The following is a 26,529-nucleotide window of genomic DNA, read 5'->3' as shown; positions in this document are numbered from 1 at the left end:
TGAGTAAGCATATGCAACAGTGTACTGGAACGAGTAACATTGTGCTGTAACGAAGCTTCGGAAGAGTTCTTTATCCGACATCGGATAAAGAACTCTTTTATTATGTAATACTTTCGGAACCTGCGTCATACGAAATGAACATCATTTACGAATGTAGAAGGATTGGTAAGGCAGCCTGGATATTGGAGATAAACACTGCACTAAACGAAGTCATTTCATAAGAAAAGATTAGTTTAAATGTTTTTCTTAAATATGCTTGCAATATGCCCATCTTTTCTATATAATAATGAATGTTGTTCTGTGACGTTGCGATGATGTGAGAGGTTACTGGCACACCCGGCCCCTTTGCCATGGGGCAGTGGCTAGAAAATTTTCACGGAGTATGTCCGATAAAAAATTGGGCGATAGAAGGAGGGACTAAAATGGCAAAGCAAAAAATTCGTATTCGTTTGAAAGCTTACGACCACAGAATTCTTGATCAATCCGCGGAGAAAATTGTTGAAACAGCAAAACGTTCGGGTGCAGGTGTATCCGGTCCGATTCCGCTTCCTACTGAAAAACAAATCATTACTATTCTTCGTGCGGTGCACAAGTACAAGGATTCTCGGGAACAATTCGAACAACGCACACATAAGCGTTTGATCGACATCGTTAACCCGACTCCACAAACTGTGGATGCCTTGATGCGCTTGGATCTGCCGTCCGGTGTAGATATCGAAATTAAATTGTAATACAAGCTACAACAAAGACCATGTATAAAGGAAAAGAGGTGTCAACATGAAAGCAATCTTAGGAAAAAAACTCGGAATGACTCAAGTATTTACACCTGAGGGTAACGTTGTACCAGTAACGGTTATCGAAGCAGGCCCTTGTGTTGTTTTGCAAAAGAAAGATATTGAGAATGATGGCTACGAAGCAATTCAAATCGGTTATTCCGATAAGAAAGAGAAAAATGCTAACAAGCCAGAAGCAGGTCACGCTAAAAAAGCGAACACTGCCCCTAAGCGCTACGTTCGTGAAGTTCGCGGTATCAACATCGCAGAATATGAAGTTGGCCAAGAACTGAAAGCTGACATTTTCGCTGAAGGCGAATTCGTTGACGTAACGGGTGTTTCTAAAGGTAAAGGTTTTGCCGGCGTTATCAAACGTTGGGGACAAAGCACTGGACCTATGTCACACGGTTCACGTTACCACCGTGGCCCCGGTTCAATGGGTTCGATCCAAGCTAACCGCGTTCCTAAAGGCAAACGCCTGCCAGGACACATGGGACATGATACTGTTACAATCCAACGTCTTGAAGTAGTTAAAGTAGACGCTGAACGTAACGTGTTGCTCGTGAAAGGTTCCATTCCTGGACCGAAAAACAGTCTCATTAAAGTTAAAGAAACGGTGAAAAAATAACCACTGAAGAAAGGAGGAACACAAAATGCCAAAAGTATCAGTTTACAATGTAGATGGTAGCCAAGTAGGCGAAGTTGAATTGAACGATGCCGTTTTCGGGATTGAGCCGAACCAACACGTTCTGTACGATGCAGTTCTTATGCAACGCGCTTCCCTTCGTCAAGGTACCCACAAAGTAAAAGGACGTTCTGAAGTACGTGGCGGTGGACGTAAACCTTGGAAACAAAAAGGTACAGGTCGCGCTCGTCAAGGTTCGATTCGTTCTCCACAATGGAAAGGCGGCGGTATCGTATTTGGTCCGACACCACGGAGCTATGCGTACAAACTGCCTAAGAAAGTTCGCCGTTTGGCGATCAAATCAGCTCTTTCATCCAAAGTGATCGACAATGACATTATCGTTCTGGATGCTCTCACGCTGAGCACGCCTAAAACAAAAGAATTTGCAGCCATCTTGAACAACTTGAAAGTTGGACGCAAAGCTTTGATCGTAGCTCCTAGCTATGATGATAATGTGGCTCTTTCCGCACGGAATATTCCTGGCGTGAAATTCGTAGCTGCTGACGGCATTAATGTTCTTGACGTGCTTTCGCACGACAAACTGATCATTACGAAAGAAGCAGTTCAGAAGGTAGAGGAGGTGCTCGCGTAATGAAGGATCCTCGTGATATTGTAAAACGTCCGATTATTACGGAACGTACTGCTGACATGATGAATGACTTGAAATATGTATTTGAAGTCGATATCCGTGCAAACAAAACCGAGATCAAAAAGGCCGTAGAAGCTATTTTCAACGTAAAAGTGAAAAACGTGAACACTCTGCGTGTTCCAGCTAAGCCTAAACGGTACGGACGTTATTCCGGATATACAAGCGAATGGAAAAAAGCGTTTGTAACGCTGACACAAGACAGCAAAACGCTTGAGTTCTTTGAGACTGTATAATTGAAATTTTTGAAGTAAGGAGGGAAACCTAGTGCCAATCAAAAAGTATAAACCAACATCCCCGGCAAGACGGAACATGTCCGTTTCTACATTTGAGGAAATCACCACAGATAAGCCGGAGAAATCGTTGTTGGCCCCGTTGAGCAAACAAGCAGGCCGCAACAACCAAGGTAAAATTACAGTTCGTCACCACGGTGGTGGACACAAACGTAAATACCGTATCATTGACTTCAAACGTACTAAAGATGGAATACCGGGCCGCGTTGCTACGATTGAGTATGACCCGAACCGTACATCCAACATTGCTTTGATTCACTACGCTGATGGTGAGAAACGTTACATCATCGCTCCTAAAGGTCTGAAAGTTGGCGATCAAGTATTCTCCGGTCCTGACGCAGACATCAAAATCGGTAACGCACTGCCACTTGAAAACATTCCAGTAGGTACCGTTATCCACAACATCGAGTTGAAACCAGGTAAAGGCGGACAATTGGTTCGTGCTGCTGGTACAGAAGCTCAATTGCTTGGTAAAGAAGAAAAATACGTATCCGTTCGTCTCTCTTCCGGAGAAGTTCGTCGTATTCTGAAAGTTTGCCGCGCAACAATCGGATCTGTTGGTAACCAAGACCACGAGCTCATCAAAATCGGTAAAGCCGGTCGTAGCCGTTGGTTGGGACAACGTCCTGAAGTTCGTGGTGTAGTAATGAACCCTAACGATCACCCACACGGTGGTGGTGAAGGTCGTGCTCCAATCGGACGTAAATCGCCAATGTCACCATGGGGTAAACCTACTCTTGGTTACAAAACGCGTAAGAAAAATAAAGCTTCTGATAAATACATCATTCGCCGCCGCACGAAGTAATACACACTGTGCATAACTTCGTGAGGCATCTGCGGATGCATAATAGCTACGTTTGAAGGGAGGATCTCCACATGGGTCGCAGTTTGAAAAAAGGGCCATTCATTGATGGCTACATGCTGAAAAAGGTAGAAGAGATGGAAGCATCCGGTAAAAAGCTTGTTATTAAAACCTGGTCCCGTCGTTCTACAATTTTCCCGCAATTCATCGGACACACATTTGGCGTATATGACGGTCGTAAACACGTACCAGTATACGTAACTGAGGACATGGTCGGACACAAATTGGGTGAGTTCGCTCCAACCCGTACGTACAAAGGCCATACTGATGATGATAAGAAAACAAGAAGATAAATGAACATCTTTAATGTTTGAGAGGAGGTTACACAATGGAAGCAAAAGCACATGCTAAGTTTATCCGGATTGCTCCTCGTAAAGTTCAACTCGTTGTTGACTTGATTCGCGGCAAGCAAGTTGGTGAGGCGGTTGCCATTCTCCGTCACACTCCGAAATCCGCTTCTCCGATTGTTGAGAAGTTGCTTAACTCCGCGATTGCAAATGCGGAACATAACTATTCTTTGGATGTTAATAACTTGGTCATTTCGCAAGCTTACGTGAACCAAGGACCGACAATGAAACGTTTCCGCCCTCGTGCAATGGGACGTGCAAGTCGTATTAACAAACGTACTAGCCACATCACTTTGGTGGTATCTGAAAAGTAGAAGGAGGGGAAATGTGTGGGCCAAAAGGTAAATCCAGTCGGACTCCGTGTCGGAATTATCCGTGACTGGGAATCTAAGTGGTATGCAGGTAAAGACTTCGGCGATCTTTTGATGGAAGACGTGAAAATTCGTGAATTCCTGAAAAATAAATTGAAAGACTCCGCTATGTCTCGTGTTGAAATCGAGAGAGCGGCTAACCGCGTAAACGTAACGATTCACACTGCGAAACCAGGTATGGTTATCGGTAAGGGTGGATCTGAAGTTGAAAATCTGCGTAATCAAATTACGAAAATCGCAGGCGGTAAAAAAGTACACATCAACATCTCTGAAATTAAGAACCAAGACCTGGACGCAATCCTGGTAGCTGAAAGCATTGCACAACAATTGGAACGTCGCGTTTCTTTCCGTCGTGCTCTGAAACAAGCTATTCAAAGAACTATGCGCTCTGGTGCAAAAGGTATTAAAACTCAAGTGGGCGGACGTCTTGGCGGTGCTGAGATTGCTCGTTCGGAAGGCTACAGCGAAGGAACTGTTCCACTGCACACGCTTCGTGCCGACATCGACTACGGTACAGCAGAGGCTCATACAACTTACGGCCGTATCGGCGTAAAAGTATGGATCTATCGTGGAGAGGTTCTTCCTACGGCTAAGAAACAAGCTGCTAAGGAAGGAGGCAACTAATCATGTTGGTACCAAAACGTGTAAAACACCGTAAGCAACAACGTGGACATATGAAGGGCCAAGCTAAAGGCGGAACTACGCTGAACTTTGGCGAATACGGTCTGCAAGCTACGGAACCGGCTTGGATTACGAACCGTCAAATCGAAGCGGCTCGTATTGCGATGACTCGTTACATCAAACGTGGTGGTAAAGTTTGGATCAAGATCTTCCCAGACAAACCAATCACTCAAAAGCCTCTCGAGGTTCGGATGGGTAGCGGTAAAGGTAACGTAGAAAAATGGGTTGCAGTTGTGAAACCAGGTAAGATCATGTTTGAACTTGCTGGTGTACCGGAGGATATTGCACGCGAAGCAATGCGTCTTGCCGCTCACAAACTGCCAATCAAAACGAAGTTTGTGAAACGTGAAGAATTGGGTGGTGAAGCAAATGAAAGCTAGTGAATTTCGCAACCTAACCTCTGCTGAAATCGAGCAAAAGATTGCCGGATTTAAAGAAGAACTCTTTAACCTCCGCTTTCAACTCGCTACCGGTCAGCTGGATAACCCGACTCGAATCCGTGATGTGCGGAAAGAAATAGCTCGTGCTAAAACCATTATCCGTGAAAGAGAATTGGGAATCGGTTAATTAGGGATCGGATGTCTAATCCGTCCGTAATCAGGAAGGAGGCCAACAATGAGCGAAGAACGTAACGCACGTAAAGTGCAAACAGGTAAAGTAGTCAGTGATAAAATGGATAAAACGATCGTTGTTGCTGTAGAAACTTACAAAAAACACGACTTGTACCATAAACGTATCAAGGTTACTAAAAAATTCAAAGCGCATGACGAAGAAAACACTGCGAAAATCGGTGACACGGTGAAAATCATGGAGACTCGTCCGCTTTCGAAAGATAAACGCTGGAGACTTACTGAAGTCGTAGAAAAAGCGATTATCATCTAATGCATCAGCAGCATAGCTGAAAGGAGGAATACTAAATGATTCAACCATTTACACGTTTGACTGTGGCCGACAACTCCGGTGCGAAGGAACTGATGTGTATCCGCGTACTCGGCGGTACGGGACGTCGTACAGCTCAAATCGGTGATCTGATCGTTTGTTCGGTAAAACAAGCAACACCAGGCGGCGTTGTCAAAAAAGGTGATGTAGTTAGAGCGGTTGTCGTTCGTACTAAACGTTCTGTACGTCGTAAAGACGGTTCCTACATCGGTTTTGATGAAAATGCAGCGGTTGTTGTAAAAGACGACAGAAGCCCACGTGGAACACGTATTTTCGGACCTGTTGCTCGTGAACTCCGCGAGAAAGACTTCATGAAAATCGTTTCCTTGGCCCCAGAAGTTATCTAAAGCTTAATCTCGTGATGTTAGAAACAGGAGGTGTACGAAATGCCAAGAGTGAAAAAAGTTCTGGAATCCCATAACAATAAACTTCATGTAAAAAAAGAAGATACAGTTATGGTGATCAGCGGTAAAGACAAAGGTAAAAAAGGCCGTGTCATCGCTGCTTATCCTCGTGAGAACCGCGTCCTTGTGGAAGGTGTTAACATGATTAAAAAACACCAGAAGCCTAACCAGCAAAATCCGCAAGGCGGCATTATCGAGAAGGAAGCTCCGATTCACGTTTCCAACGTAATGCACATCGATCCGAAGAGCGGAAAAGTAACCCGTGTAGGTTACAAAGTGTTGGACAACGGAAAGAAAGTGCGCGTTGCAAAACGTTCCGGAGAAATTATCGACTAATTGAACCGAATGAGAAAGGAGGTCTATGATTCATGGCAGCAAGAATGAAAGAACGTTACCTGAACGAAATTGCTCCTGCTTTGATGCAGAAGTTTAACTATACAACGGTAATGCAAGTGCCGAAAATCGAGAAAATCGTTATCAACATGGGTGTGGGCGACGCAGTTCAAAACTCCAAAGTGTTGGATTCCGCAGTAAACGATTTGCAACTGATCGCAGGTCAAAAACCTGTAATCACTCGTGCTAAAAAATCTATCGCAGGTTTCAAACTGCGTGAGAACATGCCTATCGGTGTTAAAGTTACATTGCGCGGCGAGCGTATGTACTTCTTCCTCGATAAACTGTTCAACGTTACGCTTCCTCGTGTCCGCGACTTCCGCGGTGTATCGAGCAAAGCTTTCGACGGACGTGGTAACTACACACTGGGTCTGAAAGAACAATTGATCTTCCCAGAGATCGAGTATGATAAAGTAGACAAAGTCCGCGGTATGGATATTGTCATCGTAACAACGGCGAAAACAGACGAAGAATCCCGTGAATTGCTCACGCAACTCGGAATGCCTTTCGTAAAATAATGTTGCTATAACGTTTCCGGGTGTCTGGAAAGACTCCCTTTTCTCCGAAATTATTTAGGAGGTGTCAGGCTAAGTGGCAAAAACTTCGATGAAAGTTAAACAACAACGTACACCAAAGTTTAAAGTACGTGCTTATACACGCTGTGAGCGTTGCGGACGTCCACATTCGGTACTGCAGAAGTTCAAAATTTGCAGAATTTGCTTCCGTGAATTAGCTTATAAAGGCCAGATCCCTGGCGTGAAAAAAGCAAGCTGGTAAAAAGTCCTGAACGGGAAGGAGGTTAACTCACAATGACTATGTCTGATCCAATTGCAGATATGCTTACTCGTATTCGTAACGCGAACACAGTTCGTCACGAAACGGTAGAAATGCCTGCTTCGACAATGAAAAAACAAATCGCCGACATCTTGAAGCGTGAAGGTTTTATCCGTGACGCTGAAGTTATCGATGATAACAAACAAGGGATTATCCGTGTTTTCCTGAAATACGGTCAAAATAACGAGCGTGTTATTACTGGTCTGAAAAGAATCAGTAAACCTGGTCTTCGTGTTTACACGAAAAGCAATGAAGTACCTCGTGTACTTGGTGGTCTGGGTATCGCTATTATCTCGACATCCAAAGGTATCATGACGGACAAAGAAGCTCGTCAATCAAAATCCGGCGGAGAAGTCGTCTGCTACGTTTGGTAATATAACGTCACAAGATAGGAGGTGCAACATATGTCTCGTATTGGTCGCAAACCAATTACAGTACCAAGTGGTGTGGACATCACACTGGACAACACCGTTATTACGGTAAAAGGACCAAAAGGATCTTTGACTCGTGAACTTCATAAAGATATGAAGGTAACAGTTGAAAACAACGAAATTACAGTTGTGCGTCCTTCCGATAACAAAACTCACCGTTCTTTGCACGGCACAACGCGTAGCGTTGTAAACAACATGGTGAGTGGTGTTACTGAAGGATTCGCAAAATCTCTGGAGCTGGTTGGGGTCGGATATCGTGCAAGCAAATCCGGAGATAAAATCGTTCTGAACGTTGGCTACTCTCACCCGGTTGAAATTACACCGGAAGCGGGAATCGAATTCGAAGTTCCTTCGAATACGAAAATCATCGTTCGCGGAATCGATAAAGAGCGTGTAGGTGCTTACGCAGCTAAAATCCGTTCCGTTCGTGAACCTGAGCCGTACAAAGGTAAAGGTATTAAATATGAAGGCGAGCGTATCATCCGTAAGGAAGGTAAAGCCGGTAAGAAGAAATAAGATTTTTCTTACCGCCTTTGCGCGGTTTTCGGCTTGCTTGCTTCTTGTGTTTCTAATATACCCCGTGGCTTCCGGTTTGAAGCCAGCGAGGTAACCTGAAAGGAGTGAATCCCTGAGATGATTACGAAAACAGATAAAAACAAGGCACGTCTGAAAAGACACCTGCGTGTTCGTAAGAAAATCCAAGGAACGGCAACACGTCCTCGTTTGAACGTATTCCGTTCTGGTAAACATATGTATGCTCAAATCATCGATGATGTTGCTGGTGTAACAATCGCTTCCGCGTCTACCGTAGACAAAGAATTGAGCACTGACATCAAAAATGGTGCATCTGTTGAATCCGCTCGTAAAGTTGGCGAACTCGTTGCTAAACGTGCTAAAGACAAAGGTGTTTCCAACATCGTATTTGACCGTAGTGGTTATCTGTACCATGGTCGTATCGCAGCATTGGCTGAAGCGGCTCGTGAAGCAGGACTTGAGTTTTAAGATATTTTTCAAAAGGAGGTTAACGACTTGCGTGTAGATCCGAATACTTTGGAACTGACTGAAAGAGTTGTAAATATTAATCGCGTAGCTAAAGTAGTAAAAGGCGGACGCCGTTTCAGCTTTAGCGCACTGGTTGTAGTCGGCGACGGCAACGGCTGGGTTGGAGCTGGTATCGGTAAAGCGGGCGAAGTACCTGATGCAATTCGCAAAGGTATTGAAGACGCTAAGAAAAACCTTGTACACGTTCCACTCGTAGGAACATCGATTCCTCACTTGGTAACAGGTAAGTTCGGCGCAGGACGCGTGCTGTTGAAACCAGCATCTGAAGGTACTGGTGTTATCGCTGGTGGTCCTGTACGTGCGGTTCTCGAACTTGCTGGTGTAGGTGACATTTTGACAAAATCTCTGGGTTCTTCGAATTCCATGAACATGGTCAATGCGACTTTGGAAGGTTTGTCCCGTTTGAAGCGTGCTGAAGACGTGGCTAAACTGCGCGGAAAATCCGTCGAAGAGCTTCTGGGTTAAGGAGGGAATTCTCATGGCTAAATTAGAAATTACCCTCGTCCGCAGCTTGATCGGACGTCCGGAGACGCAAAGAACAACTGTGAAAACATTGGGTTTGCGCAAAATCAATAGCAAAGTGGTACAAAACGATAATCCTGCCATCCGTGGTATGATTAACAAAGTAAGCCACTTGGTTGCTGTTAAAGAAGTAGAAGCTTAAAAACGGGTTAATCCCACAAATCTTTAAGGAGGTGCAACGAACGATGAAGTTACATGAGCTTTCACCATCTCCTGGATCCCGCAAAGAACGTAAACGTCTTGGTCGCGGTCCAAGTAGTGGTACAGGTAAAACATCAGGTCGCGGTCACAAAGGACAAAACGCTCGTTCTGGCGGTGGAGTACGTCCAGGCTTCGAAGGTGGACAAAATCCATTGTATCGTCGCTTGCCAAAACGTGGTTTTGTAAACCCAACTCGCAAAGAATATGCAGTTGTGAATACTGAAGACCTGAACAGTTTTGCTGCGGGTACTGAAGTAACTCCAGAATTCTTGATGACGAACGGCGTAGTTAAAAACGCTAAATCCGGAATCAAAATCCTGGGTAACGGTGATGTCACTGTGAAGCTGACTGTTAAAGCTAACAAGTTTTCTCAATCTGCTATTGAGAAAATTGAAGCTGCCGGCGGTACAACTGAGGTGATTTAATGTTCAAGACCCTAAAGAATATCTGGCGGGTTGAAGATCTGCGCAAAAGGGTATTATTTACCCTTTTTGTACTGATCATTTACCGCATCGGCTCCTTTGTTCCCGTACCGGGAGTTAACAAAGATGTGTTCGAAGCGACAAATTCTGCGGGTAAAGAAGTTTTTGGACTTCTCAATACGTTCTCGGGTGGAGCGCTCTTCCAGTTCTCGATATTTGCGCTCGGGATCGTGCCTTACATCACTGCGTCTATCATAGTGCAGCTGCTTTCCATGGACGTTATTCCTAAATTAGCGGAGTGGGCAAAGCAGGGTGAACAAGGTAAGAAGAAATCTGCACAACTGACCCGTTATTTAACGGTAGGTCTGGCATTGATTCAAGCGTTTGGTACGTCGATCGGATTCAACCGCTTGTACAATACAGAAATGGTGCCTAATGCAACATTTGCAGATTATATCTTGATCGCGATTGTACTTACGGCCGGTACTTCATTCCTAATGTGGCTTGGTGAGCAGATCACCGAGAAGGGCATAGGAAACGGGATTTCGATTTTGATCTTTGCGGGTATCCTATCAACGGTGCCTAACATTATCAAACAAACGATCGAATCCGACTTCATCCAAGCTGACCAATTGTTCATGAACATTCTTAAAGGGGTAATCGTTGCAATTGTTATTGTGCTGATTATCATAGGTGTCATTTACATCCAGCAGGCGATTCGGAAAATTCCTGTACAGTACGCTAAACGCGTCGTAGGTAACAAAATGTACGGTGGACAGAACACACATATCCCGCTGAAGATTAATGCAGCAGGTGTTATCCCTGTCATCTTTGCTTCATCTCTGTTGATGTTCCCATCAATCATCGCAAACTTCTGGGCTGATCGTGCATGGGCACAGTGGATCGGAGCCAATCTCACTACACATAAACCTTTGGGTATGTTACTGTATGTAGTGATGATTTTCGGATTTACATTCTTCTATACTTTTGTACAGATGAATCCACAGCAGATGGCTGACAACATGAAAAAGAACGGCGGTTACATCCCAGGCATTCGTCCGGGTAAAGCAACCGAGAAATATCTGACCCGTGTCATGACTCGTTTGACAACGGCAGGTGCCATCTTCTTGGCAGTAATTTCCGTTCTGCCTGTAATCTTGGGGGCACTTTCTGGTTTGCCTCAATCTGCGCAAATTGGAGGAACATCTCTCCTGATCGTTATCGGTGTTGCGCTGGATACGATGAAGCAAATCGAAAGCCAATTGATCAAACGCCACTACAAAGGTTTTATCAATAAATAGGCAATAGGTACCGGTCAAGCTAAGATTTACTTGCCGGCACCTATTGTGCTGTTTGTTGATGTAGGGTAGTCTTGGAGGGAGTGACATAACGTGAACATCCTATTCATGGGCCCTCCGGGGGCAGGAAAAGGAACGCAAGCAGACGTCATTGTGAAAGAGTTCGGTATTCCCCACATCTCAACAGGCGATGCATTTCGTCTTGCGATTAAGCAGGGAACTCCCATTGGCCTGAAAGCCAAGGAATATATGGATCAAGGATTGCTCGTACCAGATGATGTAACTATCGGCATCGTTGAAGAACGTTTGCAGCAGCCTGATTGCAGAGAAGGTTTCCTCTTGGATGGTTTTCCAAGAACCCTGTCTCAAGCAGAAGCGCTCGATGGTATTCTGGATCGACTGAACTCAGGTCTCGATCATGTAATCAACCTGAAAGTGGACCGCAACAAATTGCTCGCCCGTTTGACGGGTCGTCGTATTTGTAAGAACTGTGGCGCCACTTATCATGTCGTGTTCAATCCGCCTAAGCAGGAAGGTATTTGTGATAAATGCGGCGGTGACTTGTACCAGCGCTCTGATGATAATGAAGAGAGCGTAGGCACACGTCTCGACGAATATATCAACAAAACAGCACCACTCCTCACATTTTATGAGAACAAAGGCCTTCTTCGTCAAATGGACGGAGAGCAGGATATCGATCAAGTCTCTCATGAAATCGTGTCCCTGCTGCGAGGTTAATTGAATGATCATTGGTAAGTCCGAAACGGAACTGGGCTTGATGAGGGAAGCGGGGAGAATAGTTGCGGAAACGCATCGTCTCTTGGCAGAGCATATCGCTCCCGGTATTACGACTGGAGAACTTGACCATATGGCCGATCAATACATCCGCAGTCAAGGAGCTGTGCCGTCTTTCAAAGGTTATAACGGTTTCCCTGCCAGTGTGTGCGCTTCAGTGAATGAAGAGTTGGTGCATGGATTTCCCGGCAAACGCAAGTTGAACGAGGGCGATATCGTTACGTTTGACATTGGCGCGCAGTACCAGGGGTATCACGGAGATTCCGCCTGGACTTATCCAGTCGGCCGTATTTCCGAAGAAGCCCGTCGTCTTCTGGACGTTACCGAGGCTTCGTTATACGCAGGTCTGGCGCTGGTTAAACCGGACGTTCGCTTGTTTACAATATCTCATGCGATTCAGAAATATATTGAAGATGAAGGGTTCTCCGTAGTACGTGAATATGTCGGTCACGGCATAGGAGCGGATCTGCACGAAGAACCACAGATTCCGAACTATGGTCTTCCTGATTGGGGACCACGGCTTAAAGCGGGCATGGTGCTGGCCATAGAGCCGATGGTTAACGCAGGCAGACGGTATGTGAAAACGTTGGAAGATAACTGGACTGTCGTCACTGTTGATGGATCGTTATGCGCCCACTTTGAACACACCGTAGCAGTTACACCAGAAGGCATGGAAATTTTCACAAAACTGAATGCGTAGGTGATAAGGCATGAACAATCAGTCTAATCCGCAGCTCGGTCAACTTGTGAAGATCCGTAAAGGCCGCAATGCGGACCAAGCCGCAGTAATTGTTGCTATAGCGGACAGCAGGTTCGTATATATTGCGGATGGAGACAAACGTAAGTTTGATCAACCCAAGAAGAAGAATATTCTTCATCTTGAACTCCAGCCGATGATTAGCAGCGAGGTCGTAAACAGTTTAAACGAGAGTGGTCGGGTGACAAACGGAAAGCTCCGCTTCGCGGTTCATTCGTTTCTGGAATCCACCAACATTCAAGCTGAAGAGAAAGGAGACTGACTAATGGCCAAGGAAGATGTCATTGAAGTGGAAGGTACGGTTCTCGAACCGCTACCGAATGCAACGTTCAAGGTTGAGCTTGAGAACGGTCATCAAATTCTCGCTCACGTTTCCGGCAAGTTGCGGATGCACTTTATCCGTATCCTGACTGGAGACAAAGTGGTTGTTCAGTTATCGCCTTATGATTTGACAAAAGGTCGTATAACTTACCGTAAATAGTAGTAGACAGTTGCAATGAACTGTGAAGCTTATGAAGCGGGTTTTGCCCGGCAAAACTTGCGAAAGCTTCGAAGCCGGTTTTACAATAGTAGAACAAGGTCAATGCTTACGAAGAGAGTTTTGCTAAGCAAAACTTTGAGGAGGTAATTCACATGAAGGTAAGACCTTCGGTCAAGCCGATTTGCGAAAAATGCAAAGTCATTCGCCGCAAAGGGAATGTTATGGTTATCTGTGAAAATCCGAAACACAAACAAAAACAAGGTTAAAGAAGGGGGTGTAGCGTAAAATGGCACGTATAGCTGGTGTGGATTTGCCACGTGATAAGCGCGTTGAGATCGCCTTGACTTATATTTTCGGAATCGGTAAAACGACTTCCCAGAAAATTCTGAGCACAACAGGCATCAATCCGGACACTCGTGTTCGTGATTTGACGGAAGATGAAGTCAGCAAATTGCGTGAAAGTATCGACAAAGAGGTCAAAGTAGAAGGTGACCTGCGTCGTGAAATCTCTTTGAATATTAAGCGTTTGACGGAGATCGGTTGTTACCGTGGAGTTCGTCATCGTCGTGGTCTGCCTGTTCGTGGACAACGTACGAAAACGAATGCTCGTACTCGTAAAGGTCCTCGTCGTACTGTAGCGAACAAGAAGAAATAATAAGGGGGGATAAGAGAAAATGGCTAAACCGAAAAAAGTCGTACGTACTAAACGTCGTGACCGTAAAAATATTGAATCTGGCGTGGCACATATCCGCTCCACGTTCAATAACACTATCGTTACCATTACGGACCCTCACGGAAACGCAATTTCGTGGGCAAGCTCCGGCGGCCTCGGATTCAGAGGTTCCCGTAAATCGACTCCGTTTGCTGCACAAATGGCTGCTGAGACTGCTGCCAAAGCTGCAATGGAACATGGGATGAAAGCCGTTGAGGTTATGGTTAAAGGACCAGGCGCAGGCCGTGAAGCAGCGATCCGCTCTTTGCAAGCTGCAGGTCTTGAAGTTAACCTGATCAAAGACGTAACTCCAGTCCCGCATAACGGATGCCGTCCTCCAAAACGTCGTCGTGTCTAATGAGATTTGCCCCTGCGTGTGGTATATTTCCGGCACAATCTGCTAATAATGGTTGTTTAGGCATACTACTACATGTTTTCGCAAGAGAAGGTAAATGTTTCATAGAGGACCGACGTTTTGAAGGAGGGGTATTGCAGTGATTGAAATCGAAAAGCCGAAAATTGAGACGGTAGACGTCAACGATGATGGCACCTATGGGAAATTCGTAGTAGAACCGCTTGAGCGCGGATACGGTACGACGCTTGGAAACTCGCTTCGCCGAATCTTGCTCTCGTCACTGCCGGGTGCGGCAGTGTCTTCGGTTCAAATCGATGGCGTTCTGCATGAATTTGCTACAGTTCCTGGCGTAATGGAAGATGTTACGGAGATAATTCTTAACCTGAAAGCTTTGTCGCTTAAAATTCATTCTGATGAGGAGAAAGTGCTCGAGATTGATGCTGAAGGCGAAGGAGCAATTACGGCTGGAGATATCCGTGCTGACTCCGATGTGGAAATCCTTAACCCGGATTTGCACATTGCTACGCTCGGACCAGGTTCGAGACTTCACATGCGTATTTTTGCCAATCGCGGTCGCGGCTACGTCCAGGCAGATCGGAATAAACGCGATGACCAGCCGATCGGCGTCATCCCAGTCGATTCCATCTTCACCCCGATCAGCCGCGTTAACTACGCTGTGGAAAATACGCGTGTCGGCCAAGTAACCAACTATGACAAGCTCACGTTGGAAGTTTGGACTGATGGAAGTATTCGTCCTGAAGAGGCTGTAAGCCTTGGCGCTAAAATTTTGACCGAGCATCTGATGCTCTTCGTGGGTCTTACAGACGAAGCGAAAGATGCAGAGATTATGGTCGAAAAAGAAGAAGACAAAAAAGAAAAAGTACTCGAAATGACGATTGAAGAGCTGGATCTCTCTGTTCGTTCCTATAACTGCCTCAAACGTGCTGGTATTAATACCGTACAAGAGCTGACTACGAAAACAGAAGAAGACATGATGAAAGTCCGTAACCTCGGACGCAAGTCTTTGGAAGAAGTTCAAGAGAAGCTTGAGGAACTTGGTTTGGGACTCCGTACAGAAGAATAGACAGCCGAGTGCTTGAAGTGAAGGAGGGAAAACAATGGCATACCAAAAGTTGGGCCGTAATTCCAGCGCACGTAAAGCTTTGTTCCGTGACCTGGTAACCGACCTGTTCTTATACGAACGCATTCAGACAACTGAAGCGAAAGCAAAAGAGGTTCGCTCTATTGCTGAAAAACTGATCACTAAAGCGAAAAAGGGAGATCTTCATGCCCGTCGCCAAGTGGCAGCTTATGTTCGCCGCGAAACAATCGATGGTGAGCAAGATGCAATCCAAAAACTGTTTAGCGAATTGTCCGGTCGTTACGCTGAGCGTCCAGGTGGATACACTCGTATTCTGAAACTGGGACCTCGTCGTGGTGACGCTGCGCCTATGGTTTACTTGGAACTGGTTGACCGCGCGTAGAACAGATGAGATGAGGAAAGGGGACAGAATCGTTGATTCTGGTTTAACCCTTTTTTTCTCTTCATTTCGGATTTCGTGCTGTAATAGAAGCTCCGAAAGGGGCTTCTTTTGCTGTTCGGGATAGGCACATGTATAGTATGGAACAAAGGTGTGGTATTGATGCGCAACTTGTGTATGACGTTAACTTATGATGGCACTGCTTATTACGGCTTTCAGGTTCAGCCGGGAGGGAATACCATTCAGGACCATCTTGAAGATGCCATTCGTGCTTTAACCGGTGAGAAGGTAAAAATTACGGGTTCAGGCAGAACGGATGCAGGCGTTCACGCACGCAGACAAATCTTCAATTTCCCTACGGAATCCCAGATCCCGATTGAACGTTGGTGTATGGCGCTCAACTCCAGATTACCATCCGATATTATCGTTATTGATGCGGTAGAAGTTCCAAACGATTTTCATTCTCGCTATGCTGCGAAAAAGAAAACGTATCGATATACCGTCAATGCGAATCAATTCCCGGATGTATTTAACCGGAGGCTGCAATATCATCACCATGCCAAGCTGGACATTGCGGCAATGCAGGAGGGGTTGCGTCATTTTATTGGTACGTATGATTTCACCTCCTTTGCTTCACGCAAGTCTCAGAAAGAAAATCATGTACGTTCGGTATACGAAGCATGGATAGAAGTGGACCGTTCAATGTGTAGGGACCATCCGCGCGATCAGGGTGTCATTCACATCTATGTGAGCGGCAACGGCTTTTTGCAGCATATGGTTCGTATTATTGTTGGTACACTGCTGGAGGTCGGAGAGGGCAAACGGAAAGCCTCTGACGTACCGAATATGATTGCCGCTTGTAATCGTTCTGCTGCAGGACCTACTGCGGTTAGCTGCGGTTTAATGCTCTGGGACCTTGAATACAAAAAAGATTAAATTTGCGAAGTGAAATGCTTAATTAACACTTGCGATTTAAGCTCCTATCATGTAATATAAAAGTTGTGTTTTCTTAATGGCTTTCCCACAGCCCCAATTAAGAGGGTCACAACGAAAGAACTATCCATCAACACCTAAAGTTATCACTTAATGAACGAAGATAAATGAATATAATGATGTTGAACATTTTAAGGAGGAACTTTTCATGCGTACCACGTACATGGCGAAGCCTAACGAAGTTGAGCGCCAATGGCACATCATTGATGCCGAAGGCAAAACGCTCGGACGTTTGGCGAGCGAAGCAGCTGCTTTGATCCGCGGCAAACATAAGCCACAATTCACTCCACATGTGGACACTGGCGATTTCGTTGTTATCATCAATGCAGAGAAAATTGTATTGACTGGTAAAAAAATGCAAGGTAAAAAATACTACCGTCACTCGATGCACCCAGGTGGTTTGAAAGTAACTACTGCTGAAGAGATGGTTAAAAACAAACCGGAACGTATGTTGGAATTGGCTGTTCGCGGTATGCTTCCTAAAACTCGCATGGGCGAGAAAATGAAGTTGAGACTTAAAGCGTACAGAGGCACTGAGCATCCACATGCAGCACAAAAACCAGAAGTTTATGAACTTCGCGGTTAATTAAAAGGAGGACAGTTTCATGGCACAAGTACAATACTATGGGACAGGTCGTCGTAAACATTCGGTAGCTCGTGTTCGCCTTGTACCGGGTGAAGGACGCATTGTCATCAATAAACGTGATATTAATGAATACTTCGGTTTGGAAACACTCAAACTGATCGTAAAACAACCACTGAACCTGACAGAAACACTCAGCAACTATGATGTTCTTGTTATCGCTCATGGTGGCGGAATCTCCGGTCAAGCCGGCGCGATCCGTCATGGTATCTCCCGCGCTCTGTTGAAAGCAGATCCGGAATACCGTGCTTCCCTGAAAAAAGCAGGATTCCTGACTCGTGACCCACGGATGAAAGAGCGTAAAAAATACGGTCTCAAAGCCGCACGTCGCGCACCTCAGTTCTCCAAACGTTAATATGCATTACAAGCCTTTGGCCTCGGTCAAAGGCTTTTTTGTATTCTACAGTCCATTAGATATATTAAATGCTCTTTACTTCAGAAAGATGCACCAAAGTAGCTTCAGTTTCTTCTAGTTCCTCTGTTTCGGTTAAAATTTCTCCCTCAGCAAATACTCCAGTAAATGCAACCCTCACATAACCACTAATCAAATTTGTAGAATAGAACTTTATGATGGTTGGAATCATTCATTTTTCATCCTCAATGTCATCAGTTTTTCTTATGGTTTTGATAAAGGTCCCTTACTATTGAAGAAAAGAATTTCCGCATTTATCTCCTTATTAAATCCTTCTTGTTCTTCTATATCCGTTTGAATCTATAGAGCAATTCTATACTTCGTTTTATTAAATGTGTATCATAAACCCAGTAGTGACAAAGGATTTCAATGATGAGTAGATAAGGATAAGGTGAAAATTGATGTTGCTACACGTGGATGATTTTATCCACAAATCAATTAATTGAATAATGAACACCAAATTATTTCGAGAATGTACAGCAAAAATACGGGCTGAAACTGATGTATTTTACCATATGGCAGGCATTGACATCCCCCATGAAAGATTTATACTATACATAATTCATATTAGATTAGTCGGCTTTAGTAATTGTTGAAATGCAGAATGGGGGAAATGCAGACATGAACTTGTTGGAGAAAGAAGAACTTGCACGGACGAAAGCTGAAGAGTTGGAGAACGCAAGTCCAGAGGATATTATTCGTTACGCTATTGAGACGTTCCCAAATATCACTTTTGCATGCAGTTTCGGTGCAGAGGATGTTGTACTTGTAGATATGCTTCAGAAGATCAGCCCATCTACGGATATATTTTATCTGGATACCGATTTTCATTTTAAGGAAACATACGAAACTCGTGACAAAATGAAGGAGAAATACAATCTTGATTTTGTACGTGTATCACCGAAAATTACTCCTGAAGAGCAGGCAGCTCAACATGGAGATGAATTGTGGAAATCGGATCCTAATGCTTGTTGTAATATTCGCAAGGTTGAGCCGTTGACACGTATTTTATCCCAGTACGATGCATGGATAACCGGTATTCGGAGAGATCAGGCGCCGACACGTGCAAATTCCAAGAAGGTTGAATATGATGCCAAGTTTGGTCTTATGAAGTTCAATCCGATCGCCCACTGGACTTCAGAGGATGTATGGGAGTATATTCGTGCCAATAATGTCGTATATAACCCGCTGCATGATCAGAATTACCCAAGTATCGGTTGTGAGTATTGCACACGTCAAGTTATGCCAGGAGAAGATCCACGTGCGGGACGCTGGTCTGGAAATGAAAAAACGGAATGTGGTCTTCATAAATAATTGTGTCAGAGTAAGTTAAGGATTTTATAATGCACTGAATTCATTCTTGATGTTATAAAAAATGGTGAAACAGGGAGCTGACAAGATGACTTCGATTCTGCCTCATGGAGGTGCGCTGATTCAGCGTGTCGTACAAGGAGAGGAACGGGAACAATTATTACGAGAGAGTGAGAAACTTTCCTCTTTACGTATTAACAGCTGGACAATTTCGGATTTGGATCTCATTGGTGTGGGTGCATTTTCACCGCTTCAAGGTTTTATGAATGAAGAAGACTATCTTTCAGTTATATCTCGCATGCGTCTTGCAGACGGAACAGTCTGGAGCATACCAATTACCCTGGCTGTAGATGAGCATCAGGCTGCATCACTCCAGATCGGTGAGACTGTCGCACTTATTGGCGATGATGATGGAATAACCTATGGATTGCTGGAAGTGAAGAGCATATACAAAGTAGATCAGGGTGAAGAAGCACGTCGTGTCTTCAAAACGGATGATCCAGAACACCCGGGTGTGAAGAAACTGCTGGAACGACCTGCAACATATGTAGGAGGTCCAATTCAAGTGCTTAACCGCCCCAAACCGGCCAAGTTCGAACAGTTCTATTATGACCCTGCTGAGACACGGAAAACCTTCGAGGAGAAGGGTTGGAAGACCGTTGTTGGTTTCCAGACGCGTAATCCGGTCCATCGTGCCCATGAGTACATTCAGAAGAGTGCAATGGAGATTGTGGACGCACTATTCTTAAATCCGCTTGTAGGTGAAACGAAGTCTGATGACGTGCCTGCTGATGTACGAATGAAGAGTTATCTGGTTTTGCTCGAGAACTATTATCCGGCTGATCGTGCGTTCCTCGGCGTATTCCCGGCGGCTATGAGGTATGCTGGTCCAAGAGAGGCCATTTTCCACGCGATGGTACGTAAAAATTATGGTTGTACCCACTTTATTGTAGGCCGTGACCATGCAGGTGTGGGTGACTACTACGGAACGTATGAAGCGCAGGAGATATTTACTAACTTCTCACCGGAAGAACTCGGTATCACGCCATTGTTCTTTGAACATAGTTTTTTCTGCACCAAATGTGGCAACATGGCATCAAGCAAAACCTGCCCGCATGATAAAGAACACCATATGGCTTTGTCTGGCACCAAAGTACGTGGCTTGCTAAGAGATGGCCAATGCCCTCCACCTGAATTTACGCGCCCTGAGGTTGCTGAGGTGCTGATTGAAGGAATGGCAGAGCAAGTCCGCTCCTGACGGTATATTTGTCCATCTTGTCCCATATAGATGATTAGAGTCATTTATAGGGACGAGGTGGTTTTTTTTATGCGTAAAAATATGGGGAAGCACTTTGTGATCTGGATTAGGTTACGAACCATGAAGAGGGTCATGTTAAGCCTCTGTTTGCTTGCGATGTTTGTGGCAGTCGTGACGTATGAGTTGCCTTCTACCAAAATGTCAGGTTACTGGGGGCTGCCATTAGCGGGAAAAGTCATAGCCATTGATGCAGGACATGGTGGGCCCGATGGGGGAGCGGTGAGTAAGCAGGGAGTCATCGAGAAAGATATTAATTTATCCATTGCGCTGTATGTACGAGATTATCTGCAGCAAGCAGGGGCCTTGGTTGTGATGACGCGAGAAATAGACACCGATCTGGCTGCTACAGACACCAAGGGTTACTCCAAACGCAAAACGGAAGACCTGAAACAAAGAGTAAGAAGAATTGAAGATAAGCAGGCAGATCTCTTTATCAGCATTCATATGAACAGTGTTCCTTCGAACCGCTGGAGTGGTGCTCAAGTTTTTTATACACCTAATCATCCTGATAATGAAGGGTTGGCCAATCTGCTTCAGCAAGAGATGATTCGTAATTTGGAAAATACAGATCGAATTGCGAAAACGGTAAATACCGTTTATTTGCTCCAGGCGTTAAAAATTCCCTCGGCACTAGTAGAGGTCGGTTTCCTTTCTCACCCGGAAGAAGCGCGTTTGCTTGCTGATGAGACCTATCAGCGCAAAGTGGCTGCATCCATCTATAACGGGATTCTCCGTTATTCTTCAGGAGAACGTCCTAAAAGTTAGTCACAATGAGAAATGTAATGATATAATTGGATCAGCATACCTAATTACATGCCAATAGATAAAGCTGAGGTGCTGTCTGATGTTATCAAAAGAACAGATACTTGAACTATTGCAGCCATTGCAGGAACCGCAATTGGGCTTAAGTTTGACTGAACTGCAGTGGGTCCGTGATGTCATGATTAAAGAAAATCATGTTGCTCTTACTATGGTGACGCTGGAGAACCGCACAGAGGATACAACTGCTCTAAGCGATGCCGCGCGCAACCTGTTGTCCCAACACGGAGTGAATGATGTACATATTCGACTGCGTGCAGCGTCAGAGCATGAGCGTGAGAGCCTCAACATAGGACAAGCGGATCATGAGGAAGACCAGGACGAAGTGCTTGTCAAAGGCCATGCAGCAGGGCTGGACGGACATGAGTTGTTAAGTCCTGAATCTGGCGTACGTTTTATTGCTGTTGCTAGTGGTAAAGGCGGCGTCGGCAAATCGACGGTAACCGTTAATTTGGCAGCGGCTCTGGCACGTCAAGGCAAGAAAGTTGGCTTGATTGATGCAGATATATACGGCTTCAGTGTACCTGATATGATGGGCATTGAGGAATACCCAGTCGTTGAAGACGGGGTTATTCAACCCGTTGAGCGTTTTGGCGTAAAAGTGATGTCGATGGGATTCTTTATTCGAGAGAATAACCCGGTGATCTGGCGTGGACCTATGTTGGGGCGGATGTTGCGTCAATTCTTTACCGATGTAAACTGGGGAGAGTTGGATTATATGCTGCTTGATTTGCCTCCGGGTACGGGGGACGTCGCACTAGACGTGCATCAGATGCTGCCTCACAGCAAAGAAATCATCGTGACAACACCGCATGCGACCGCTGCTTTTGTAGCTGCACGTGCAGGTGCCATGGCCATTCAGACGGAACATGAGCTGCTTGGTGTCGTAGAGAATATGGCTTATTATGAATGCAGCAAATGCGGAGAGAAAGATTATGTATTTGGCCGAGGCGGTGGGGGTACTCTTGCCGAGAGTCTTCATACAGAACTGCTTGCGCAGATTCCACTGGGAGCGCCGGATAATCATATTTCGGAGCCGGATTTTTCCCCATCCGTGTACAAAGCAGATTCAAGCATCGGTGCGATCTATGACGAGGTTGCCCAGTCTGTTGATGCCAAGTTTTAAATATTCTAAGGATGTAAAATATATAAAAAGCCCACATCAATGGATGCGGGCTTTTTTTCAACATGTGATAACTTTTAACTTTAAAGTATAGCGACTTATGATCCTCCATTACTTCCGTCGCCACTACTGTTACCGTCACTACTACCGTCACCACTTCCGCCATCTCCACTATCCTTGCTTTGGCCGTCCTGTTTGCCGCCTTGTTCAGTTTTGGGTTGCAACTCATCCTGGACTACCTTCTTAAGCAAAGTCAGTACTTCCATCCGGAATAAAGGATTTTGCATGACTTCCTGCATAACGGTCATCGTTTGTTTACGATACTCTGGTGTCTTGGTCATATCCATGAACATCTTGGATACTTCAGGAGATTTCATGACATCTCCAATGGATTTTTGATACGTTGGATCTTTGATTAGCTGCATATGCAGCTGCTTGCTTTGAGAGTTAATTACTTTGGCGAATTCACCTGCAAATTGTGGATCCGTCATAATTTTCTCGAATTCCTTCTGGTATTCAGGAGCCGTGATGGTATCTTTTACAGCTATACGTATTTGTTCTGAAGATTGCATAGGCATTAACATTTTCATACCCACTGTCCCAGATCCGCCGCCAGAAGCTCCACTTTGACCAGAAGCGCCGCCTTCACCACCACCAGAAGAACTTTGTCCGGTGAGAGCTTCCTCGACCGCCTTCTTGCCTTCGTCACTTTTGAGAATATCCACGACCATCGTTTTCATCTCTTTATAACCGCCCTGAGGAGGCGAATAATTCTGATCTGAGCCACAGCCGGCGAGCATGACGGATAGTCCAAGTACGACACAGCATAACTGCCACAAAGGCCGTTTCATGTGCACAACCCCTCCTTGATTAGATACTGGATGTAGTATGTGATGGGAAACCGCTAAATATGTTGAATGATGATGGTTTTTTGCTGTGAAGGTTGGTAAAATAAACTCTCGGGGGTGGAAAACATTTGAATTTACGTAAATGGTTTTTCCTATTTTGGTCAGCTTTGCTTATTGGGGCTGCGGGATCATTAGTGACGGGTCTAATTATGATGTTGGTTAATGGAGAAAAAACGAATGGAATGACCGATTTTTTAATTTATCTTCTGATCTTATTTGGTTCCGGTATTATGATTAGCGTGTATTCGCAAATGGGTTTTTTCGCATACTTGATATTGAACTATATGGGCAAAGGTGTATTTTCGAAACGAAGTTGGCAAATTGTACAGATTGTTCTAACCGTGTTGGCATTGCTTGACGTCATGTTTTTACGTTTGTTTGTTGGTGGGGAACGAGAAAGGCTATCCGATATTGTGCTTGGAATCATTATTTTGGCTGCTGGAATTGTTACCGCTTACGTTAAGGTAAAACAGACACATATTTCGGCGCTGGTGCCTACACTCTTTTTCATGGTGGCTGTTACCGTGGTAGAGACGATCGGTGTATTGCGAATTGATGTGAACGCGGCTACCATCTTTATTGTGGTTCCACTGTTAATCTGTAATGCATACCAAATGCTGATATTGCATAGGCTGGTAGATGGGTCCATGGAGCAGCGGGTGAGTGGAAAGAGCGAGGTACAAGAAAGCCATGCGTAGCGATTATTTGAAAAATAAACGTCAAAAAGAGCTAACCTGGTTAGCTCTTTTCATTTATGGCGCAGAAGCGCCTTTTTGTAAGGCATGAAATGTTCAGAAGGTAAGTATACAGTTTGCATCAGCAATTCTGTTTTTTTTAACGTTACTGTGCACTGGCTTGGTCGCGAACTTCCGTACCTTTGACACTTGAATGGTTAAGCAACTCCGAAACCGTCACGAATTCATACCCTTGATTTTTTAACTTGTCGATAATGACGGGTAATGCTTCATGCGTTTGTTTCGAGGAATCACTGGCGTGCAGCAGCACAATGTCACCAGGATGCGCCTTGCTAACAACACGATCAACAATGGTCTGTACACCAGGGTTCTTCCAATCCTGTGAATCGGTGTCCCATTGGACTACTTGATAATTCAAACTGCTGGCAACCTGGAGAACACGTTTGTCAAAGTCGCCATTAGGCAGGCGCAACAATTTCGGTTCTTTTCCCGTTAAATCGGTTAAAATGCTATGAGCTGTCGAAATTTCCTTGCGGATTTCCTCTTCAGTCAGGCTGCTGTAATTATCATGCTTGTGACCATGGCTGCCGATTTCGTATCCTGCGTCTTTGATGGCTGTTACAATCTCGGGGTGTGTCTTACTCCAGGGGGAGGACAAGAAGAAGGTCGCCTTCTGAACTTTATTTTCTTGGAGGACCTTCAGAATAGGCTCTGTCCTTTTATCTCCCCAGCTAATGTCAAAAGTGAGTGCAATAACCTTCTTCTCGGTTGGAACGCTGTATACGGCGGATGGTGCATCCTCCGAGAATACAGAAATATTGCCGCTCTCCAGATAAATAATCCCGATAGCAAAGACGGCAGCAACCAGCACAATCAGGAAACGTTTGATCTTTTTGCCGCTAAATACATAGAACGAGTTCATTTCAATAAGCGCCCCTCTCCCATAAGAAATGCTTGTTTACTTTCCAATGTATGCTCGTACCTCGCAGTTATTCGTATCAGACGTTTGTTTGTCCAACATCTTGATTTCACAGGAGGATATTATGTTAAAATTCAGTATATTTCTTAGAGCCTTAGGTTCCATTCGTGGTGCATTAATCTGGTCGATCGTATTGTTTATTGTTGGAATAGGCACGGGATGGGTGAGCACAGGAGCACTTGAGGATATATTGTTGAATCAGATTGGGGGACTGAGGGAGGTTAGTGAGCGTCTGGAGCAGGGCAGCAATGTGCAATGGAACTTCTTCCTTTTTATCTTCTTCAATAACGCCATCAAAAGTGTACTCGTAATCTATGCCGGTATCTTCTTTGGCATTCTGCCTGTTGTTTTCCTATTGATTAATGGAATGGTTATCGGTTTCCTGGTACACACCACAATGAACTACGGGGCCAGCTTCTTTGATATTGTTGTGAAAGGACTTCTTCCGCATGGCATTATTGAAATTCCAGTAATTATAATCGCTTGTGCATTCGGTCTAAGGTTTGGTGGATTGGTTCTTAAAAGCCTGGTTCAACTTGGCGGGGAGAAACGAAATACGATCGGCAGCCAATGGAATGCGTTTATGCGCACAACGGTAACAGCATCCTTCTGGATTGTTATTTTGCTTTTTGTGGCAGCGATTATCGAAAGTACACTTACCTACAGCCTAGTGCGTGGATAAATTTGTATGGGATGACATTCATAAATTTTCAGAAAGTTGACCATAACAATAAAACGGGTTTCAGTAGCAAGCACAAAGGACAAACAAAGATGATCCTAGGTGTGCTACTAAAACCGGCGCTGTCCGATATATAGCCTGAATTAAAGGGGCTCGACTATGACATACACTGGGACACGCCATTATCCATATGCAGAAAAAGGAGAACTCTAATGCTGGGTATGATGTTTAACGAGAAGGAATGCAAGGAACTGGATTATGTACTGCGCAAAGAGCTCGATGAAATGTTGTTCGACTTAAGTGACAACCGTCTCGATCAAGAAATTAAATACGCCATAGCGAGTCGCTACAAGACAGTGTTCCGTATGTATGCCCGCTTTGCGCCGCCAAAAGAGCTATCCAAATATGCTAGAGGCGGAAAATTAAAAAAATCCAAGCCATAACGATGTGCTCAGTGGGATGCTTAAGTTCACCATATAACAGAGGTGCGGCCCGTAAAGCCAGCGCTGTACCTCTGACACCATGAATTAGTAATAGGTAGAATAGGCGCTTTTAAAAAAATATGAAACAATTTGTCGAAAAAGGGTTGACCTTTTTTGTTCAATATGATAAATTAATTTTCGTTCCTTTTTTAAGGAAAAGTTAACCGAAACAAGCGCTAAAACAAAGCGATTGAAAATAAATCGAAAAAAAGTGCTTGCAAAAGAAACTTAAACATGATATATTATAAAAGTCGCCGCTGAAAATACGGTGACGAGGAAAAACGAAACAAATTGAATGTTTGATCTTTGAAAACTGAACAACGAGTGAGTAACGATCTTGCTTGCAAGATCGACGCTGAGAAATCGGTACAAGTCTTCGGACTGTATGATTTGGAAGCAAAATAAATGAGATTTTTAATCTC

44 protein-coding genes are annotated in these 26,529 nt (G+C 44.7%); 41 read left to right on the top strand and 3 right to left on the bottom strand.

What is annotated here, in order from left to right; all coding sequences use genetic code 11:
- The first annotated feature begins 422 nt into the window (after positions 1-422).
- From rpsJ to rpsI, 34 genes are all read left to right on the top strand, one after another.
- Positions 423-731 carry a 30S ribosomal protein S10 gene (gene rpsJ / locus DC345_RS27225; protein ID WP_017692074.1) on the top strand — a complete coding sequence of 103 codons (309 nt, stop codon included), beginning with the start codon at positions 423-425 and terminating at the stop codon, positions 729-731.
- 46 nt (positions 732-777) lie between these two features.
- Positions 778-1,401 carry a 50S ribosomal protein L3 gene (gene rplC, locus DC345_RS27220; protein WP_053779208.1) on the top strand — a complete coding sequence of 208 codons (624 nt, stop codon included), beginning with the start codon at positions 778-780 and terminating at the stop codon, positions 1,399-1,401.
- A gap of 25 nt (positions 1,402-1,426) precedes the next feature.
- Positions 1,427-2,050 (top strand): 50S ribosomal protein L4, encoded by a 624-nt coding sequence (gene rplD, locus DC345_RS27215; protein WP_062329471.1) that lies wholly within the window; start codon positions 1,427-1,429, stop codon positions 2,048-2,050.
- On the top strand, positions 2,050-2,340 hold the full coding sequence (gene rplW / locus DC345_RS27210) for a 50S ribosomal protein L23 (protein ID WP_024633586.1): 291 nt from the start codon (positions 2,050-2,052) through the stop codon (positions 2,338-2,340). Before rplD ends, rplW begins: the two co-directional genes overlap by 1 nt.
- Before the next feature lie 31 nt (positions 2,341-2,371).
- Entirely contained in the window at positions 2,372-3,202 is an 831-nt protein-coding gene (gene rplB, locus DC345_RS27205) for a 50S ribosomal protein L2 (protein ID WP_076292169.1), read from the top strand.
- Between the two features lie 71 nt (positions 3,203-3,273).
- The gene (gene rpsS, locus DC345_RS27200; RefSeq protein ID WP_024633584.1) at positions 3,274-3,552 is read left to right on the top strand and encodes a 30S ribosomal protein S19; all 279 of its coding nucleotides are present in this window, start codon (positions 3,274-3,276) and stop codon (positions 3,550-3,552) included.
- A gap of 35 nt (positions 3,553-3,587) precedes the next feature.
- Positions 3,588-3,920 carry a 50S ribosomal protein L22 gene (gene rplV, locus DC345_RS27195; RefSeq protein ID WP_024633583.1) on the top strand — a complete coding sequence of 111 codons (333 nt, stop codon included), beginning with the start codon at positions 3,588-3,590 and terminating at the stop codon, positions 3,918-3,920.
- 15 nt (positions 3,921-3,935) lie between these two features.
- The gene (gene rpsC / locus DC345_RS27190; RefSeq protein WP_024633582.1) at positions 3,936-4,601 is read left to right on the top strand and encodes a 30S ribosomal protein S3; all 666 of its coding nucleotides are present in this window, start codon (positions 3,936-3,938) and stop codon (positions 4,599-4,601) included.
- Positions 4,602-4,603: 2 nt separating this feature from the next.
- Complete coding sequence (rplP, locus tag DC345_RS27185; RefSeq protein WP_076292170.1) at positions 4,604-5,038, top strand: 50S ribosomal protein L16; 435 nt, start codon at positions 4,604-4,606, stop codon at positions 5,036-5,038.
- A complete protein-coding gene (gene rpmC / locus DC345_RS27180; RefSeq protein WP_017692083.1) occupies positions 5,028-5,225 on the top strand; it encodes a 50S ribosomal protein L29 in 198 nt (65 codons plus the stop codon). Before rplP ends, rpmC begins: the two co-directional genes overlap by 11 nt.
- A 48-nt stretch (positions 5,226-5,273) precedes the next feature.
- Complete coding sequence (gene rpsQ, locus DC345_RS27175) at positions 5,274-5,540, top strand: 30S ribosomal protein S17 (RefSeq protein WP_024633580.1); 267 nt, start codon at positions 5,274-5,276, stop codon at positions 5,538-5,540.
- Between the two features lie 35 nt (positions 5,541-5,575).
- Positions 5,576-5,944 (top strand): 50S ribosomal protein L14, encoded by a 369-nt coding sequence (rplN, locus tag DC345_RS27170; protein WP_024633579.1) that lies wholly within the window; start codon positions 5,576-5,578, stop codon positions 5,942-5,944.
- Between the two features lie 39 nt (positions 5,945-5,983).
- Complete coding sequence (rplX, locus tag DC345_RS27165) at positions 5,984-6,337, top strand: 50S ribosomal protein L24 (RefSeq protein WP_024633578.1); 354 nt, start codon at positions 5,984-5,986, stop codon at positions 6,335-6,337.
- 32 nt (positions 6,338-6,369) lie between these two features.
- Complete coding sequence (gene rplE, locus DC345_RS27160; protein ID WP_062329467.1) at positions 6,370-6,912, top strand: 50S ribosomal protein L5; 543 nt, start codon at positions 6,370-6,372, stop codon at positions 6,910-6,912.
- A 73-nt stretch (positions 6,913-6,985) separates the two neighbouring features.
- The gene (locus tag DC345_RS27155) at positions 6,986-7,171 is read left to right on the top strand and encodes a type Z 30S ribosomal protein S14 (RefSeq protein WP_013312154.1); all 186 of its coding nucleotides are present in this window, start codon (positions 6,986-6,988) and stop codon (positions 7,169-7,171) included.
- A 32-nt stretch (positions 7,172-7,203) separates the two neighbouring features.
- Positions 7,204-7,602 (top strand): 30S ribosomal protein S8, encoded by a 399-nt coding sequence (gene rpsH / locus DC345_RS27150; RefSeq protein WP_017692088.1) that lies wholly within the window; start codon positions 7,204-7,206, stop codon positions 7,600-7,602.
- Between the two features lie 30 nt (positions 7,603-7,632).
- Positions 7,633-8,175: a 50S ribosomal protein L6 gene (gene rplF / locus DC345_RS27145; protein ID WP_024633576.1), complete on the top strand. Its 543-nt coding sequence runs from the start codon at positions 7,633-7,635 to the stop codon at positions 8,173-8,175.
- 117 nt (positions 8,176-8,292) lie between these two features.
- On the top strand, positions 8,293-8,661 hold the full coding sequence (gene rplR / locus DC345_RS27140) for a 50S ribosomal protein L18 (RefSeq protein ID WP_113055840.1): 369 nt from the start codon (positions 8,293-8,295) through the stop codon (positions 8,659-8,661).
- A gap of 27 nt (positions 8,662-8,688) precedes the next feature.
- Entirely contained in the window at positions 8,689-9,186 is a 498-nt protein-coding gene (gene rpsE / locus DC345_RS27135; RefSeq protein WP_017692091.1) for a 30S ribosomal protein S5, read from the top strand.
- A gap of 13 nt (positions 9,187-9,199) precedes the next feature.
- Positions 9,200-9,385: a 50S ribosomal protein L30 gene (gene rpmD, locus DC345_RS27130; protein ID WP_017692092.1), complete on the top strand. Its 186-nt coding sequence runs from the start codon at positions 9,200-9,202 to the stop codon at positions 9,383-9,385.
- Positions 9,386-9,428: 43 nt separating this feature from the next.
- The gene (rplO, locus tag DC345_RS27125; RefSeq protein WP_062836188.1) at positions 9,429-9,869 is read left to right on the top strand and encodes a 50S ribosomal protein L15; all 441 of its coding nucleotides are present in this window, start codon (positions 9,429-9,431) and stop codon (positions 9,867-9,869) included.
- Positions 9,869-11,167 (top strand): preprotein translocase subunit SecY, encoded by a 1,299-nt coding sequence (secY, locus tag DC345_RS27120; protein WP_062329461.1) that lies wholly within the window; start codon positions 9,869-9,871, stop codon positions 11,165-11,167. The genes rplO and secY overlap by 1 nt, the downstream gene beginning before the upstream one ends.
- A 90-nt stretch (positions 11,168-11,257) precedes the next feature.
- Entirely contained in the window at positions 11,258-11,902 is a 645-nt protein-coding gene (locus tag DC345_RS27115; protein ID WP_024633570.1) for an adenylate kinase, read from the top strand.
- A gap of 4 nt (positions 11,903-11,906) precedes the next feature.
- The gene (map, locus tag DC345_RS27110; protein WP_113055839.1) at positions 11,907-12,659 is read left to right on the top strand and encodes a type I methionyl aminopeptidase; all 753 of its coding nucleotides are present in this window, start codon (positions 11,907-11,909) and stop codon (positions 12,657-12,659) included.
- A gap of 10 nt (positions 12,660-12,669) precedes the next feature.
- A complete protein-coding gene (locus tag DC345_RS27105; protein WP_076292171.1) occupies positions 12,670-12,978 on the top strand; it encodes a KOW domain-containing RNA-binding protein in 309 nt (102 codons plus the stop codon).
- Positions 12,979-12,981: 3 nt separating this feature from the next.
- On the top strand, positions 12,982-13,197 hold the full coding sequence (gene infA, locus DC345_RS27100; protein WP_017692098.1) for a translation initiation factor IF-1: 216 nt from the start codon (positions 12,982-12,984) through the stop codon (positions 13,195-13,197).
- A 152-nt stretch (positions 13,198-13,349) separates the two neighbouring features.
- Positions 13,350-13,463 carry a 50S ribosomal protein L36 gene (gene rpmJ, locus DC345_RS27095; protein WP_003333770.1) on the top strand — a complete coding sequence of 38 codons (114 nt, stop codon included), beginning with the start codon at positions 13,350-13,352 and terminating at the stop codon, positions 13,461-13,463.
- A 20-nt stretch (positions 13,464-13,483) separates the two neighbouring features.
- Positions 13,484-13,852, top strand: coding sequence for a 30S ribosomal protein S13 (gene rpsM / locus DC345_RS27090; protein ID WP_062329455.1), 369 nt, complete (start codon positions 13,484-13,486; stop codon positions 13,850-13,852).
- Between the two features lie 19 nt (positions 13,853-13,871).
- On the top strand, positions 13,872-14,267 hold the full coding sequence (gene rpsK, locus DC345_RS27085) for a 30S ribosomal protein S11 (protein WP_017692100.1): 396 nt from the start codon (positions 13,872-13,874) through the stop codon (positions 14,265-14,267).
- Between the two features lie 136 nt (positions 14,268-14,403).
- Complete coding sequence (locus DC345_RS27080) at positions 14,404-15,348, top strand: DNA-directed RNA polymerase subunit alpha (protein ID WP_024633566.1); 945 nt, start codon at positions 14,404-14,406, stop codon at positions 15,346-15,348.
- 34 nt (positions 15,349-15,382) lie between these two features.
- Positions 15,383-15,748, top strand: a complete 366-nt coding sequence (gene rplQ, locus DC345_RS27075; protein ID WP_017692102.1) for a 50S ribosomal protein L17 — start codon at positions 15,383-15,385, stop codon at positions 15,746-15,748.
- 159 nt (positions 15,749-15,907) lie between these two features.
- Positions 15,908-16,681: a tRNA pseudouridine(38-40) synthase TruA gene (gene truA, locus DC345_RS27070; RefSeq protein ID WP_076292172.1), complete on the top strand. Its 774-nt coding sequence runs from the start codon at positions 15,908-15,910 to the stop codon at positions 16,679-16,681.
- Positions 16,682-16,886: 205 nt separating this feature from the next.
- On the top strand, positions 16,887-17,324 hold the full coding sequence (gene rplM, locus DC345_RS27065; RefSeq protein ID WP_024633564.1) for a 50S ribosomal protein L13: 438 nt from the start codon (positions 16,887-16,889) through the stop codon (positions 17,322-17,324).
- A gap of 19 nt (positions 17,325-17,343) precedes the next feature.
- A complete protein-coding gene (gene rpsI / locus DC345_RS27060; protein WP_024633563.1) occupies positions 17,344-17,736 on the top strand; it encodes a 30S ribosomal protein S9 in 393 nt (130 codons plus the stop codon).
- 64 nt (positions 17,737-17,800) lie between these two features.
- Here the strand turns inward: rpsI and DC345_RS31885 are convergent, their stop codons facing one another.
- Positions 17,801-17,965: a hypothetical protein gene (locus DC345_RS31885; RefSeq protein ID WP_181586749.1), complete on the bottom strand. Its 165-nt coding sequence runs from the start codon at positions 17,963-17,965 to the stop codon at positions 17,801-17,803.
- A gap of 449 nt (positions 17,966-18,414) precedes the next feature.
- On the opposite strand from DC345_RS31885, the gene DC345_RS27055 reads away from it, so the two are divergent.
- The 4 genes from DC345_RS27055 (at position 18,415) to DC345_RS27040 (ending at position 22,367) form a co-directional block, all read left to right on the top strand.
- Positions 18,415-19,107: a phosphoadenylyl-sulfate reductase gene (locus DC345_RS27055; RefSeq protein WP_113055838.1), complete on the top strand. Its 693-nt coding sequence runs from the start codon at positions 18,415-18,417 to the stop codon at positions 19,105-19,107.
- An 85-nt stretch (positions 19,108-19,192) separates the two neighbouring features.
- Positions 19,193-20,362, top strand: coding sequence for a sulfate adenylyltransferase (gene sat, locus DC345_RS27050; RefSeq protein ID WP_113055837.1), 1,170 nt, complete (start codon positions 19,193-19,195; stop codon positions 20,360-20,362).
- A gap of 69 nt (positions 20,363-20,431) precedes the next feature.
- A complete protein-coding gene (gene cwlD, locus DC345_RS27045; RefSeq protein ID WP_110002416.1) occupies positions 20,432-21,187 on the top strand; it encodes an N-acetylmuramoyl-L-alanine amidase CwlD in 756 nt (251 codons plus the stop codon).
- A 79-nt stretch (positions 21,188-21,266) separates the two neighbouring features.
- A complete protein-coding gene (locus DC345_RS27040; protein WP_113055836.1) occupies positions 21,267-22,367 on the top strand; it encodes an Mrp/NBP35 family ATP-binding protein in 1,101 nt (366 codons plus the stop codon).
- Positions 22,368-22,462: 95 nt separating this feature from the next.
- On the opposite strand, the gene gerD is transcribed toward DC345_RS27040, so the two are convergent.
- Positions 22,463-23,215 (bottom strand): spore germination lipoprotein GerD, encoded by a 753-nt coding sequence (gene gerD, locus DC345_RS27035; RefSeq protein ID WP_113055835.1) that lies wholly within the window; start codon positions 23,213-23,215, stop codon positions 22,463-22,465.
- Between the two features lie 125 nt (positions 23,216-23,340).
- Between gerD and DC345_RS27030 the strand changes: the two genes are divergently transcribed.
- On the top strand, positions 23,341-23,970 hold the full coding sequence (locus tag DC345_RS27030) for a KinB-signaling pathway activation protein (protein ID WP_113055834.1): 630 nt from the start codon (positions 23,341-23,343) through the stop codon (positions 23,968-23,970).
- A gap of 142 nt (positions 23,971-24,112) precedes the next feature.
- Here DC345_RS27030 and pdaB read toward each other — a convergent pair whose 3' ends face one another.
- The gene (gene pdaB, locus DC345_RS27025) at positions 24,113-24,889 is read right to left on the bottom strand and encodes a polysaccharide deacetylase family sporulation protein PdaB (RefSeq protein ID WP_063567436.1); all 777 of its coding nucleotides are present in this window, start codon (positions 24,887-24,889) and stop codon (positions 24,113-24,115) included.
- A 121-nt stretch (positions 24,890-25,010) separates the two neighbouring features.
- Between pdaB and DC345_RS27020 the strand changes: the two genes are divergently transcribed.
- On the top strand, positions 25,011-25,628 hold the full coding sequence (locus DC345_RS27020; RefSeq protein WP_113055833.1) for a stage II sporulation protein M: 618 nt from the start codon (positions 25,011-25,013) through the stop codon (positions 25,626-25,628).
- Between the two features lie 209 nt (positions 25,629-25,837).
- Positions 25,838-26,068: a hypothetical protein gene (locus DC345_RS27015; RefSeq protein WP_113055832.1), complete on the top strand. Its 231-nt coding sequence runs from the start codon at positions 25,838-25,840 to the stop codon at positions 26,066-26,068.
- Positions 26,069-26,529: the final 461 nt, after the last annotated feature.

Origin of the sequence: Paenibacillus taichungensis (genome assembly GCF_003287275.1) — a bacterium.
Classification (GTDB): Bacteria; Bacillota; Bacilli; order Paenibacillales; family Paenibacillaceae; genus Paenibacillus; species Paenibacillus taichungensis_A.
This window is presented reverse-complemented; position numbering and strand designations above follow the sequence as displayed.